The organism is Gluconobacter sp. P1C6_b (assembly GCF_018811945.1).
In the GTDB taxonomy this organism is placed as follows: Bacteria; Pseudomonadota; Alphaproteobacteria; order Acetobacterales; family Acetobacteraceae; genus Gluconobacter.
The window spans coordinates 33,302-46,870 of sequence record NZ_JACRVU010000013.1; the positions used below are offsets into that span (position 1 = coordinate 33,302).

The window sequence follows — 13,569 nt, forward strand, 5'->3', positions numbered from 1 at the left end:
GGAAGGCATTAACGGAGTTTCAATCAACTGTTCTCTAGGAAGGGAAGCATCTGGTCGGCTGCATGTGGCTGGCGTGGTGTTATCTGTGTTTCTGGAGGCGGTCTGGCATGTCCGACATGCGCTTTGTTCCCATGCAGCGGAGTTCCCTGTTGCGCAGGCGCCTGTTTCTGGCGTTTGCTATTCCTGTCGCTGTTTCTGTCTGTCTGGTGGGATGGCACCTGAAGGCTGTGGGGGGGCATAGTGCGGGTATCTGGCAGTCCGCTTCCCCTGAACTGGCTCTTCTTGGTCTCTTTTGTGTCGCTGGAATCGTCGCTTTTTTTCAGGTCGCGGCCTACGGGGACGATCTGGCCGGAGCCATGCGGCAACTTGCGTCAGAAGGAACGCTGCCACGGAATGTCCGTGAAGCCAGTCTGATCCGCTTGCAGGTCCTGCTCGGCGAAGCTCGGACGCATGCCGAGCACAGCGAGGCTATGACCGCTCAGGCGCAGTCTGCCCTTGCCGCGGTTCGGATCGAGGCCGAAGACGAGCGTCAGTCGGCAAGAGAAGAAGCATCCGAGCATGAGCGCGTCATTGCGGTTCTCGGAAATGCAATGGCCAGTCTGCGCGATGGCGAACTGGGGTTTCGTCTCGAAGAAGCTCTGCCGGACCGGTACGACCGGCTGCGGCAGGATTTCAATGATACCGCATCCTCGCTTCAGAAGATGATGGTGTCGCTGAATGACAGCATTTCAACGATCTCCTCCGGATCGGCGGAAATCGCCTCGGCGGCCGACGATCTGGCCCGTCGTACGGAACTTCAGGTCGCCCGGCTTGAAGAAACCACAGTCTCGGTGGGGAACGTCACGGAGACTGTCCGCAAGACGGCGGCAGCGTCCGTCCATGCCAGTGAAGTCGCAAGCCAGACCCGCGACCGGGCCGAGCGGTCGGGTGAAGTGATGGCGGCGGCCACGGCGGCCATGCAGGACATCCAGCAGTCTTCCATCCATATTGCGCAGATCCTTGGCCTGATTGATGACATCGCCTTTCAGACCAATCTCCTGGCATTGAATGCCGGCGTTGAAGCCGCCCGGGCGGGAGATGCAGGCAAAGGGTTTGCCGTTGTCGCTGCTGAAGTCCGGGCCCTGGCCCAGCGCTCGGCTGATGCGGCCAAGGAAATCAAGGGGCTCATCACCTCAAGTACGCAGCAGGTCAGCCGGGGCAGTTCCCTGGTCGAAGAGACAGGGATCGCGATGAAATCCATCGTGGAAAATGTCAGTGAAATCAGCGTCCTGATAGGTGAAATCGCGACGGCTGCGCGCAGTCAGGCCAATGACCTTTCGGAAATCAGCGTTGCGGTCAGCCAGATGGATCAGAATACCCAGCAGAATGCAGCAATGGTCGAAGAAGCGACGGCCGCCAGTCATAATCTGAGCGCGGAAGCCCGGGAACTCGTCGGAAGCCTTCAACGGTTTCGTCTGAAAAGCCTGCATGATGGCGAAAAACCTCTTTTTGAGAGCGAAACGCCAGCCTCTGATCTTCCATCGTCGCAGTGGGGAAATGAGTCCTTTCAGACATCGGATGAAGGATGGGAGGAGTTCCGCTGATGAGCGTTCTGATGCTGCCTGAGCTACTGGATACCAGATACGCCGTTCCTTTTTCGGAACTCCTCAAAAAGGGAGAGAGGGAATTTGTTCTGGATGGAAGTCAGGTTTGCCGGGTCGGTGGCCTCTGTTTCCAGTTGCTTGTCTCCGCGTATCGAACGGCGCAGGTGCAGGGGCGCAGCTTCGAGATAAGGAATATTTCTGATGCGATGAGAGAAAATCTGCAGCTGATGGGCGGAGATTTTCTCCTGGAGGCGCAGGGCGACGCATGAATATTCTGGTAGTTGATGATTCCCGAACCATGCGGGACCTTGTCAGTCGAGAGCTGCGCAAAGGCGGTTATGAGGTGGAAACATCGGAAGACGGCGTTGAAGCGCTGGAAAAAATTTCCGATTTTCTGCCGGCAGTCATCATAACAGATCTGAACATGCCGCGTATGGATGGGCTGCAACTGACCAGAGCCCTTCGCGCGCGGTCAGAGACAAAATACGTCCCCATCATTTTTCTGACGACGGAATCCGGTGACGATCTTCGGCGTGCCGCACGTGAAGCAGGTGCGACCGGGTGGATCGTTAAACCGTTCGATGGTCCCAAGCTGCTTGCAGCGGTGAGGCGTGTCAGCGCATGAGCACTGAAGATTTCACCGATGATATGGACGCGATCCGGCTGATTTTCTTTGATGAATGCGACGAGCAACTCACGCTTCTGGAAGAAGAGCTGACGGCGCTTGAGGAAGAGCCCGAGAATGGAGAGAAGATCAATACGATCTTCCGGTGTGTTCATTCCATCAAAGGTGGAGCGGCCGCCTTTGGAATGGAAGATCTGGTAAGATTCTCCCATCTTTTCGAGAGCGTGCTTGACCGTTTCCGGTCAGGAGAACTGTCCGTAAATGCTGAGAGCATCAGGGTTTTTCTAAAGTGCAAGGATGCACTGTCGGATATCGTTTCAGATTTTAAAAATGGAGCCAGCACGTATGAGGTTGCTCCGGAGATAAGCGCCGAACTGGAGCACTATCTCGGGTCTGATGCTTCAGAACCGGAGCCGGCCTCTGAAGAGGTCGGAACGGAAGATATCTTCGGCATGTCTTTCGCGCCGGTGAAAATTGAAATTGATGCGCCCAGTGAGCAGCAGTTTTCAGTTGTCCTGACCGTATCCCCGGAGTTTTATGACCGCGGAGATGACATCCGGAATATCCTGATGGCATTGGAAGATCTGGGACAGATCAAGGTACAGGTTGATAGTGATGCTGTGCCACTTCTTGCCGACATTTCACCGAGTCAGAGTTATCTGACATGGCAAATTTTTCTGACAACAGAAAAACCACGAGAAAACATTGATGAGATTTTTGACTGGTGTGGCGATGACCTGCATGCGGTCATTACATCCGTGCCGGAAGAACCCGAACAAACCACAATACCATCTGCGCCGGTTGTAGAAGAGAAAACGGACCCACCGGTCCGGAAAGGAACTGAGCGCAAGGATTCTGCGACCGTTCGGGTTGATATCCAGCGGATCGACAAACTGGTCGATCTGATTGGAGAACTGGTGATCAATCAAGGGGCCATTCAGTCCCAGATGCGTCGTAACAAGGTGCCGGGAGATTCATTTCTGGGGAGTGTGGTCACAGCGCAGGAGCAGCTTATCCACGAACTGCAGGAAAACGTCATTACGATGCGCGCCTATCCGATCAAGACGGTCTTCCAGAAGCTGGGGCGTGTTGTGCGGGAGACGGCCAGACTGACAGAAAAGCAGGTTCGGCTTGTTCTGGAAGGAGAGGACACGGAGGTTGATCGGTCCATTCTTGAAAAGCTCTCCGATCCTCTGACCCACATGGTTCGCAATGCCATTGATCACGGCATTGAAAGTCCAGAGGTCAGGGCGCAGGCGGGAAAGGATCCTGAGGGTCTGCTCCGACTGCGTGCCTTTCAACGCTCTGGTCGGATCATCGTGGAAATTCAGGATGACGGGGCCGGTCTGGACCCGGACAGGATCTACGAAAAAGCTGTTGAAAAGAAGATTATTGAAAAGGGTCAAAGGCTGGATCGGGAAGAAATCTATTCCCTGATTTTCGAGCCGGGGTTTTCGACTGTTGCGGAAGTGACCGATGTCTCAGGCCGGGGCGTGGGAATGGACGTTGTCAAACAAAGTCTTCAGCAGATTAACGGACGGATTTTCATCAGTTCATCAAAGGGAAAAGGAACAATATTTTCAATATCTCTGCCTTTTACCCTCTCGGTTATTGAGGGCATTATCTTTAAGTCGGAAGGGCAGGATTTTGTTGTCCCGATCAATAATGTTTCAGAGACGATAATATTCGATAACAGTAAGGCATTTCATATTGGAGAAGGAAAATATGGATACCCTTATCGAGAGGGCTATCTGTCCGTAATTTATGCCTCAGACCTGCTGGGTGTTCATTCGGATGAGAAAAATCAGAAAATATGCTTCGTTATCGAGAATGAAAACGAAGAAAAAATGGCATTTATTGTGGATAAGATTATCGATCAATCGAGGTTTGTGGTGAAGAATCTGGAAGATAATTATCGAAAAATTGCCTGTTTCTCGACTGCAACCATTCTGGGAGACGGTAACGTAGCATTTATTCTGGATGTAGAATTTCTATTTGGTGAGCTTTTGAAGAAAAGAGAAAGTTCATTGGAGGAAAGAGTATGATTGGGGAAAAAGCGCTGGTCTTTTCTTTGGGAAATCAGGAGTTTTCTATCCAGATTTCGGCCGTGAAGGAAATCAAGACCTGGTCAAAAGCAACACCTTTCCCGGCGGCACCCGCATTTGTTGAAGGCGTGGTGAATGTTCGGGGGGCCGTCATTCCCCTCGTGGATATGGCCAGGATGATGGGCGTTTCTGAGAACGGCAATGAGAAAAAAGCAATTATTTTCCTGAAAAACAAAGACAAGGTTATCGGGTTCTCGGTTTCGAATGTGACGGATATCTCGGATATGGATGAGGAGGAATTCAAGCCTCTGCCCGAATTGTCCAGCGATGATCTCAAATATTTTCTGAATGGAATTCAGCCTGTAGCAGATCGTCTGATATTTTCTGTGAATGTAGACGCGCTGTTTGAGGGGAGTCTGCAATGACAGCGATCCCTGTGCTGGAGACAGACGGAATTTCTGATGGAAACTTCCGGATTATCGCTGGAATTGCCAAGAGTTACGCTGGGATTTCTCTGTCTGAAAAGAAAAAGAGCCTCGTCTATTCCAGAATTTCCCGCCGTGTCCGGCAGGAGGGATTTGGCTGTTTCGACGAGTATTGCGCCTTTCTGATGAGTGAAGCGGGTTCTGACGAACGTCAGCATCTTGTTTCCGCGCTAACAACAAATGTCACCAGTTTTTATCGGGAAAAACACCACTTCTCATACCTGGAATCCCTGCTTCGTCAGCAGTTATATGGCCGCCTTGAACGCGGAGAAGAACTCAGGATCTGGTCTGCGGCCTGTTCGAGTGGCGAGGAAGCATATTCGATCGCCATGACAGTCATAAAATGTCTGCCCACCATTCCGCATCTGAAAGCGAAAATTCTGGCGACAGATATAGATTCCGATGTTCTGCAGCAGGCTCGCCTGGGAAGCTATGCTTCCATAGAAGCCGAGGCTCTTTTTGAAGACGGAGTGCTGACGTCCTGTCGGCTTGAAGACGACCGGGTCGTCATGTCCGAAAAAATCCGGGAGATGATCCGTTTCCGACGTCTCAATCTGGTTGAACCCTGGCCATTTTCATCCCGTTTCCATGCCATTTTCTGCCGGAATGTCGCGATCTATTTTGATCGCGAAACGCAGGATCAACTATGGGGCAGTCTTTCGGGACGCATTTTTCCGGGGGGAGAGCTTTATCTGGGGCACTCGGAGCGTATCGCTCATCCTGAGCGGTTTGGCATGGAAAGCTTCGGGCATAATGCCTATCGCAAGGTTTCATCTGGCAGGAGGGGCTCTTGAGTGGCGCAAGACCCCTGACTGTCGTGGTCGTCGATGATTCCCTGACGACCCGCGCCCTGATTGCGGCCGCACTCCGGCGGGATCCCAGAGTAAAGATCGTGGGGACTGCCGGAACGCCGTTTGAAGCGCGTGATCTTATCGTACGACTGAATCCTGATGTGCTGACGCTCGATTTCGAAATGCCGTCCATGAATGGCCTGCAGTTTCTTGAAAAGATCATGAGGTTGCGGCCGATGCCCGTCGTGATGGTGTCGGGTCATCTTTCCAGTCACCGGGGACTGGTTGAGCAGTCGCTCCGGATGGGAGCTGCGGAATGGTATTCGAAAACGACCACGGCTAACGGTGAGGATCCGTTTGCGGGGCTGGGAGATGCGATTGTCCGGGCGGCGGCCATGAAGCGGCAGGCGCCTGTGACGGTTGATACGGATGCTGCAAGCAGGACTGCTTCGAAGATAGGAACTGTCGTGGGGATTGGTGCCTCGACAGGGGGCGTGGAAGCCCTGACGGATGTTCTGGGGCATTTCCCTGTGGCCTGTCCGCCAACGGTTATCGTGCAGCACATGCCGCGGCAGTTTTCAGAAAGCTTCGCACGTCGTCTGGACCGGATCGTGAAGCCGGAGGTCAGGCTGGCGGAAGAGGGCGATGTGCTGAAATCCGGCACGGTGTATGTCGCGTCTGGTGGAGAACGCCATCTGCGCGTCCGCTGTGGCGTACGGCCTGGAGAATATGTCTGCCAGCTGGTTGCGGCCCCACCCGTTAACGGACATCGCCCTTCGGTGGACGAGTTGTTCTATTCCCTCGCCACCACAGTCGGGAAAAATGCTGTGGGGGTCATTCTGACTGGGATGGAATGCGACGGGGCGCAGGGCCTGCTGGCCATGCGTCATGCCGGCGCCTCCACAATCGGTCAGGACCGGGCGAGCTCCGTCATCTATGGCATGCCCCGGGCCGCATACGAACTGGGTGCTGTCGAAACGCAGCTTCCGCTTTCCGCCATTGGCGCAGCCATTCTCAATCTTTGTGAACGTCGCTCTCTGGAGACATATCCATGATTTCAGCCTCCTCCATGTCCGTCCTTCTTGTCGACGATCAGACATCCATCCGCTCTATCCTGCGTAATACGCTGAGCCAGATCGGGTTCGTACAGATCGCTGGTGTCCGGAATGGACTGGAAGCGCTCGAACATCTCAAAAGCAATCCGGTTCATTTGATTATTTCGGATTTCAACATGCCGGATATGGATGGGCTTGAGCTTCTGAAAGTGGTCAGAAGTAATGCGCGGACTGCGAAAACGGGCTTCATCATGCTGACCGGACAGGCCAGCAAGGATCTGGTTCAGCAGGCCATTGCGGAAGGGGTGAACAATTTCCTGGCCAAGCCCTTTACGGCCAGTTCGCTCAAATCCCGTATCGAAGCCGTTTTTGGACCGATCTGCAGTGTCTGAGGCGTCAGGGAAGCTGGCATTGCCGCAAGTTCTGGAAGGCGTGGGTGCGCAGCTGTCTTCCAGTCTTCAGGATCTGCGCCGGCTGGAGAACGCCTGTCTGCAGGCGTGTGTGGGCGAGAATGTCACGTACCTGCAGGATTTTGACAGGATCACACAGGTTCTGGGTCAACTGGCGCAGTGTTGTGAGCAGTTAAGTCATGAGAGCGGTGTGAGGGAGGTGCAGGTTCAGCGTTCTATAGTGGATCGTCTGACACTCTCAGAGGTTCGGCAGCGTCTGCTGGCAGGTGCCATTCAGGTTTCCCCCGAGGCGGGGGAGATAGAATTTTTCTGAAATCCCGGAAGGATTTTGTCAGCTCGGTTTGCTGGCGTCGTCAGGGTTGGAGCGGATCATGGTCCGTTGTTTCTGCAGGCCGCGAATGATCTGCTCGATATCCTGCGGGCCGAAGACGATCCCCACCGGACCATAAGCGGGGTGCTGGAAAGCCAGCATGGAGCCTTCGGTCAGGGCATCGATCTGCAAGGCCCAGTTCGTTGTGTAGACCGGCGTAAAGCGCGCACCGGCAATAGGGGCCAGCGGCTGCGTTTCAATGAGGCTCGCATGCGCCAGCCCGAGACTGGTGATCAACTGGGAGAGCTGCTTTTCGTCCAGGGCAATGCTGCCTGAAGCGCCGCTTCCTTCCAGGAAAGACAGGATGATGGTCTTGCCGTCCTCTGAACGTGTGACCTGCATGCGTGGTGCTGTCATGACGTCCGTCGCCCTTCTGCCCGGTTGTGTTGTGATCAGGTGGAAGCTTCAGTGTGGTGGAAGCCGCCCGCCCATGTCCACCAACCCAGACGTGCGCTCTGTGCATTCAGGATGCGGGCGGCGGCAAGGGCGCTCTCGGGGCTGGAAAAAATGCCGAAACAGGTAGCACCCGAACCGCTCATGCGGCTGAGCAGGCAGCCAGGCAGGCTCTCGATCGAGGCCAGGACCGTGCCGATGACGGGGCATTGTGACAGGGCCGGGGCCTGAAGATCGTTCGTGGTGGCGTTCAGATCGGCCACCATGTCCTGCGCCGTGTTCCAGCGGGCAGGCAGAAACGGCTCGGGACGTTCAACAATACCGCCTCCTGCCGCGAAGGCCCGGAAAACGTCCGGTGTCGAGACACCGACACCCGGATTGACCAGCAGGAGACCCGCATCTGGCAGGACCGGAGCGGGGGCAAGAATCTCCCCAATGCCCTGCATCCGGGTCGGGCGCTGGGCAACGCAGACGGGAACATCCGCCCCCAGTGTTTCGGCAATCGGAAAGAGTGCTGCCTGATCGACATTCCATTCCCGCGCCAGCAGCCGCAGCGTTGCGGCCGCATCAGCCGACCCGCCACCAATCCCGGATGAGACAGGAAGGTTCTTTTGCAACTCCAGATGAAAGGATTCAGTCAGGCCGCCAATCGTGGTGCCGGACTGGGCCTGAAGGGCGCGGGCAGCGCGGAGCACAAGATTCTGGTCGTCCGCTTCAAGACCCTGTCCGAATGGTCCGTCGATCGTCAGCGACATGGTGTCACTGGGAGCAGTAAGGGTAACGCGGTCTGCTGCGCCTGCGAATACGGCAAGACTGTCGAGCAGGTGATAGCCATCATCGCGGCGGCCGGTGACGTGCAGGAACAGGTTGATCTTGGCGTGCGCGGTAGCCTGAGGAGCGGCGGAAGAAGTCGTGTCTGGAAAGGTCATTGTTTCTGTTCGAAGGCTGCGAGATGGGGGCCGCCGCTCTGGAGCGCCTGCATCAGAAGGGCGCGATCCTGCGGCTGGGGATTGTCGTCCAGGGACTGGTTCCACTGGTCCTGTGCTTCGGTATGCCGTCCGAGATACCAGTAGGCAACGCCGAGATGGTAGCCGATTTCAGCATCGCTGGGCGCATGCTCCGCAGCCTGCACGAGGATGGGGAGCGCGGTTTTGATATCCGCGCGATATTTGAGCAGGGCCCAGGCGTAGCTGTCCTGAATGGAGGCGTCCGTTGGCTGGAGATCGACGGCCTTTTTCAGCATGGCGAGGGCCTGAGCCTGATCCTCGTCATGCTCGATATTGGCATAGCCCACGAAATTGAGCACTTCGGGCTGGTCTGGCGCGAGTTCCAGCGCATGCTTCATGTCATCCTGTACCATCGGCCAGTTGCCGCTCTCTTCCGCAGCCATCGCGCGGCCGAGCAGGATGGGCCACAGGATTTCCTTGCGGGGCGGGGAAGCCTTGAGGGCGCGGGTATAGAGATCAATGGCCTGCGTATGATTGCCGCGCTGGTCTTCGACTTCCGCAAGCTGAATCAGGAATTCGGGATTGTCGGGACGCAGGGCAAGGGCGCGATGCAGGGCATCTGCTTCCTGCTCGAGGTCACCCGAGCGCAGGGCCAGGTTGATGCGCTCCTGTGCCGCCAGGGCAGCGAGGGGATCGGAAGATGGGATTCCGTCCAGTTCAGCCAGCCCGCTGGAGATCTGGTTGGCTTCCCGAAAGGTGTCGGCCAGAAAGATGCGGGCAATTGTCAGGCCAGGATCAAGAAAAATGGCCTGTTGCAGGGCAATGATGGCCGGGTCCCGCGGAATGCCGTCCTGCTGGATGACATCCGTGATCATGAGGGCGATCTGCAGGTTGAGAACCGCGCCGCCAAGGGCCGGGCTCGGGCTCTTCAGATGCGGAAGGCTCTGCTGGATCGGGCCGATGACGAGAGCGGCCAGAGGAGATGTCACGCCAAGGGCTGCAATGGCGTCACTGGCGTCCTTGTGACGGCCATGGCGTTCGAGCCAGCTCCCATAGAGCTGTGCATAGAGGATCTGGAGTGTCAGCGGGTCTCCGGAGGCATTTCCCGTCCGGTGATAAAGCTGTCCCGCCAACTGCGGAGTGGGCAGGGATTCCGCGATCATGGCCGCATGCAGAAGATATAGCCTGCGGGTCGCGGGTTGGGCTGCCGCTTCTCCCAGCAGATTCAGGGCCTTGTCGGCATGCCCTTCGGCCGCAAGGCTCCAGGCCATGAGAGTGGGGGCAGCAATGGCGACGAGCGGACCGTGATGGGGACTGCGGGTCAGGATACGGCGCATTTCGGCCCAGTCCTGACGGGCAAAGGCATCCTGCGCGAGAATGAGGGTCCCGATATCGCTGCCGACGTCATGATCGGGCAGTGCGTTGGCGAGTCTGACAGCCTCGGCCTGCTTCCCGGCCATCGCGGCATAGCGCAGGGCATCGTGCTGCAACCGGAGATTGTGCGGGGCGAGGGGCAAGGCATGCGAAAGCGCCAGATTGGCGGCGGAAACGTCTCCGCGTTCCATCATGACGGTCGCGGCCATCATCCAGCCGGTCAGGGATTTTTCGGGATTGACGGCTGGCAGCATGGCGGGAGGAACGGCGGCCGCGGCGCCCCCCGTGAGGCAGCCACCCAGCACAAGAACGGGAAGCGCCAGACGGAGCGGACGGGAAAAATCCTCGAATGATCTGGGCCAGCCGCGTGTGATCTGCATAATGGACGAAACTCTAGCCCTCTTGAGGCCTGACGCCAACCGCTCCTCCTCTCAGGAGGGCAGGGCTTCCGGCCTGGAGGTAACCAGAACGGATAGATCATGACGCCCCAGCCGGTTGTGAGCCGGGCCGAACTTCTGGCCGCGCTCCAGCTTCAGTATGAATGGGGAGCCGACGAGGCTCTGTGCGAACTGCCCGTGGACCGTCTCTCCGAGGCGGCTCCCCGGCTGCCCGCTTCCATGCCGCAGCGCGCGGGAGAAGGACAGCGGATGGCTGTGCGGCCTTCGCCGGAAATGTGGGATGGCACGCGTCCGACCGGCGCAAAGGTTACCGGGACGGCAACGGGTAGCCTCTCCCTGCAGGCGCTGGAGAAGGCGCCTGATCTTCCGACCCTGATGCGGCTGACCGAGGCCCCGGACGACCTGTTTCTGGCCCGGACCGCCACGCACCGGCTGGAGCCGGTCTTCGTGGAGGACGCCCCCTTCATGCTGATCGGCGAGGCACCCGATGCAGACGAAGACCGGTCCGGCACACTCTTTGCGGGAGAGGCAGGCTCGCTTCTGGAGAAGATGCTGCGGTCAGCCGGGCTGGAGCGGGGGCAGATTTCCATGGCGCCGGCCCTGCCCTGGCGACCGCCGGGCGGGCGGACTCCGAGTGATACGGAGATGCAGGCCTGTCATCCGCTCCTGCTGCGGACGATTGCCCTATGTCGGCCCCGCTTTCTGGTGACGATGGGCGTGACGCCCCTGAAGATGCTGCTGGGGCCAGATGCGGCTGTCGGACGGTTGCGCGGGAAGTGGACGGAGGTTCGGGTTCCCGGGCTTGCGACTCCGGTTCCGCTCCTCCCGATGCGACACCCCCTTCAACTGCGGGCCAGTGCGGCTGCGCGGCGGAATGCGTGGCAGGATCTGCTGATTCTGATGGAGAAACTGGCTCCGGGGGGATGAGGACCGAAGCGGTACAAATAGCATCATCAAAAAACTTCGGGAAAACGTAAAAAAACGCGCCAAGACAGGCGTTTGCCACTGGATTGTTTTGAGGTTGGGTTATATCATTGCCCAGTCCAAGGCTGCATCAAACTTAACAAGTTCTTGCCAACGGCATGCAAAGCGGGTAGCAACCCGCTGCTATGCGAAGGACAACCCCTTTCATTTCTGGCAGTAACGCACGGGCTCTGCTCGTTAGCGTGCTGATTCTGGCCGGTGGCTCACTGTCCCCGGCGCGTGCGGCAAGCACACGAGAACTCCCCCCTCAGCCGGAGCGGGTGGGAGATGAGACCGCTTTTGCCGAAGCCCGTCCGTCTTTGGGCGGAGATGGCATTGTTTCGCTTCCTCATCCGCTCACCGCTGCCATGGCCAGCCGCTACCGTCTGATCTTTCAGGCGCAGCGGGAAGGCAACGCCCGGATCGTTCAGGACCAGATGCGTCTGGTGACGGATCATGTCCTGCTGTCGGATGTGCTGGCGGAGCGCTATCTGGCGCCGGGCGCCCATCCGGCCGTCGAACAGCTCCGCGAATGGCTGCATGACTATGCTTCCCAGCCTGATGCCGCCAGTATTCAGGCCCTGCTTCTGAAAATCGCGCTTCCGGGAACGGTGCAGCCCCAGTCTTTCGTCCGTCCGCTCGCCGCTGATGCGCGGGCTGAGGACGTGAAGGGCACATCTGCTCCGGTTGATCCCCTGCTTCATGCCTTTGTGCGCAATCCGCTTCTGGACCGGACGGTTCAGGAACGGGTGCTCACCGGCGTGCGGGGGGCGGAAAGTGCGCTGCATCTCGTGGATATCACGCCGGGCATGACGGCGCCCTATGCCGCCCAGCTTTATGGCGAGGTGGCTCTTGGGCTGCTGTCTCAGGGCGAAACCCTGCTGGCCCTGCGGCATGGCAGCGCGGGATTTGGCCGCGGCAACAGTCAGGTCGGACTGCCCGCCTATGTTGCGGGTCTGGCAGCCTGGCGTGAAGGCCATATCGAGGCGGCCTACGACCTGTTCCAGTCTGCCGCCAACGCACCTGTCACGACGGTGGAACTCCGCGCGGCCGCTGCCTTCTGGGCAGCGCGTGCCGAAGGGCGGCGTCATGACATGGTCGGCTATGTGAAATGGCTCCATCGCGCCGCCATTCACCACGAGACGTTCTACGGTATTCTGGCGTCCCAGACGCTTGATCTCGGACGGCACGGTCATGCGCGCCTGCCGGATGGCGGCGTTGAGATCACGCTGCACGATCCGGTGCCCGTTCTTGCGGAAATCGACGTGGAGGCGGTCGGGGCCCTTCCGCAGGGGCGTCAGCTCTTTGCTCTGCTGCAGGTCGGCGAGAGGATGCGGGCCGAGAACCTGATCCGGCGGATGTGGGTCGATGTTGCGGATGACAGCGCGCGCTCCCGCTCGCTTCAGCTCGTGGCACAGGCAGCAGGCTACGAGGATCTGTCCGAACAGCTTGCCTCCCTCATCATGCATCAGGAAGCCCAGGTAACGAAGCCGACGCCGCTTCCCCTGCCGTCCCTAAAGCCCAGTCATGGCTTCCGCATGAACCCAGCGCTGGTCTATGCCCTGACACGGGTTGAATCCAACTTCGATCCCTCGGCGACGTCAGGCGCCGGAGCGCATGGCCTCATGCAGATCCGTCCCGTAACGGCCAGCTTCATTACTGCGTCGCACATGACGTATAACTCGCATGGGGTGGCGGTGATCCCGGTTGCGCCGGATATGGTCAGTCGTCTGCACAACCCGTCCTCCAATCTTGAGATCGGGCAGCTCTACGTGCTGTATCTGGCGAACCAGTCCAGCCGGGTCGCAACCGTTACGCCGCCCGAAGGCGGTGATCTGGTCCGGGTTCTGGCATCCTATAATGCCGGCCCGGGTGCCATTGCCCGCTGGGAAGGTACGCAGAAGGCGGATATGCACGATCCGCTGTTCTTTATGGAAACGCTCCCCAATGGGGAAACGCGGGACTATGTCCATCGCGCCCTGACCTATACCTGGCTTTATGCGCACCGCATGGGCCTGCCTTCTCCGTCGCTGAAGGCGCTGACACGGTCTGAATGGCCGTCCTTCAGGGAAGAGCAGGCCATGGCGCATGAGCGAATGGCGTTGAACTAAAAGATACGAAACAAAAAAA

General features: G+C 58.0%; 14 protein-coding genes. 11 read left to right on the forward strand and 3 right to left on the reverse strand.

Annotation, left to right across the window (positions count from 1 at the left end):
* Positions 1-107: 107 nt before the first annotated feature.
* The 9 genes from KP701_RS10315 to KP701_RS10355 are packed head-to-tail and all read left to right on the forward strand — an operon-like array spanning position 108 to position 7,307.
* Positions 108-1,583 (forward strand): methyl-accepting chemotaxis protein, encoded by a 1,476-nt coding sequence (locus KP701_RS10315; RefSeq protein ID WP_215747132.1) that lies wholly within the window; start codon positions 108-110, stop codon positions 1,581-1,583.
* Entirely contained in the window at positions 1,583-1,852 is a 270-nt protein-coding gene (locus KP701_RS10320; protein ID WP_215747133.1) for an STAS domain-containing protein, read from the forward strand. The genes KP701_RS10315 and KP701_RS10320 overlap by 1 nt, the downstream gene beginning before the upstream one ends.
* Positions 1,849-2,208 carry a response regulator gene (locus KP701_RS10325; protein WP_215747134.1) on the forward strand — a complete coding sequence of 120 codons (360 nt, stop codon included), beginning with the start codon at positions 1,849-1,851 and terminating at the stop codon, positions 2,206-2,208. The genes KP701_RS10320 and KP701_RS10325 overlap by 4 nt, the downstream gene beginning before the upstream one ends.
* On the forward strand, positions 2,205-4,253 hold the full coding sequence (locus KP701_RS10330; RefSeq protein WP_215747135.1) for a chemotaxis protein CheA: 2,049 nt from the start codon (positions 2,205-2,207) through the stop codon (positions 4,251-4,253). The genes KP701_RS10325 and KP701_RS10330 overlap by 4 nt, the downstream gene beginning before the upstream one ends.
* Positions 4,250-4,678 carry a chemotaxis protein CheW gene (locus KP701_RS10335; RefSeq protein WP_215747136.1) on the forward strand — a complete coding sequence of 143 codons (429 nt, stop codon included), beginning with the start codon at positions 4,250-4,252 and terminating at the stop codon, positions 4,676-4,678. Before KP701_RS10330 ends, KP701_RS10335 begins: the two co-directional genes overlap by 4 nt.
* Positions 4,675-5,532, forward strand: coding sequence for a protein-glutamate O-methyltransferase CheR (locus KP701_RS10340; RefSeq protein ID WP_215747137.1), 858 nt, complete (start codon positions 4,675-4,677; stop codon positions 5,530-5,532). Before KP701_RS10335 ends, KP701_RS10340 begins: the two co-directional genes overlap by 4 nt.
* Positions 5,529-6,584 carry a chemotaxis response regulator protein-glutamate methylesterase gene (locus KP701_RS10345; protein WP_215747138.1) on the forward strand — a complete coding sequence of 352 codons (1,056 nt, stop codon included), beginning with the start codon at positions 5,529-5,531 and terminating at the stop codon, positions 6,582-6,584. The genes KP701_RS10340 and KP701_RS10345 overlap by 4 nt, the downstream gene beginning before the upstream one ends.
* Complete coding sequence (locus KP701_RS10350) at positions 6,581-6,976, forward strand: response regulator (RefSeq protein ID WP_215747139.1); 396 nt, start codon at positions 6,581-6,583, stop codon at positions 6,974-6,976. Before KP701_RS10345 ends, KP701_RS10350 begins: the two co-directional genes overlap by 4 nt.
* A 19-nt stretch (positions 6,977-6,995) precedes the next feature.
* Entirely contained in the window at positions 6,996-7,307 is a 312-nt protein-coding gene (locus KP701_RS10355; protein ID WP_215747140.1) for a hypothetical protein, read from the forward strand.
* An 18-nt stretch (positions 7,308-7,325) separates the two neighbouring features.
* Here KP701_RS10355 and KP701_RS10360 read toward each other — a convergent pair whose 3' ends face one another.
* The 3 genes from KP701_RS10360 to KP701_RS10370 are packed head-to-tail and all read right to left on the reverse strand — an operon-like array spanning position 7,326 to position 10,458.
* Positions 7,326-7,721, reverse strand: a complete 396-nt coding sequence (locus tag KP701_RS10360; protein ID WP_225197659.1) for a hypothetical protein — start codon at positions 7,719-7,721, stop codon at positions 7,326-7,328.
* A 35-nt stretch (positions 7,722-7,756) separates the two neighbouring features.
* Positions 7,757-8,686, reverse strand: a complete 930-nt coding sequence (locus tag KP701_RS10365; protein ID WP_215747141.1) for a 4-(cytidine 5'-diphospho)-2-C-methyl-D-erythritol kinase — start codon at positions 8,684-8,686, stop codon at positions 7,757-7,759.
* On the reverse strand, positions 8,683-10,458 hold the full coding sequence (locus tag KP701_RS10370) for a tetratricopeptide repeat protein (protein ID WP_215747142.1): 1,776 nt from the start codon (positions 10,456-10,458) through the stop codon (positions 8,683-8,685). Before KP701_RS10370 ends, KP701_RS10365 begins: the two co-directional genes overlap by 4 nt.
* A 99-nt stretch (positions 10,459-10,557) precedes the next feature.
* Between KP701_RS10370 and KP701_RS10375 the strand changes: the two genes are divergently transcribed.
* On the forward strand, positions 10,558-11,403 hold the full coding sequence (locus tag KP701_RS10375) for a uracil-DNA glycosylase (RefSeq protein WP_215747143.1): 846 nt from the start codon (positions 10,558-10,560) through the stop codon (positions 11,401-11,403).
* A 182-nt stretch (positions 11,404-11,585) separates the two neighbouring features.
* Positions 11,586-13,550: a transglycosylase SLT domain-containing protein gene (locus KP701_RS10380; protein WP_215747144.1), complete on the forward strand. Its 1,965-nt coding sequence runs from the start codon at positions 11,586-11,588 to the stop codon at positions 13,548-13,550.
* Positions 13,551-13,569 lie beyond the last annotated feature (19 nt).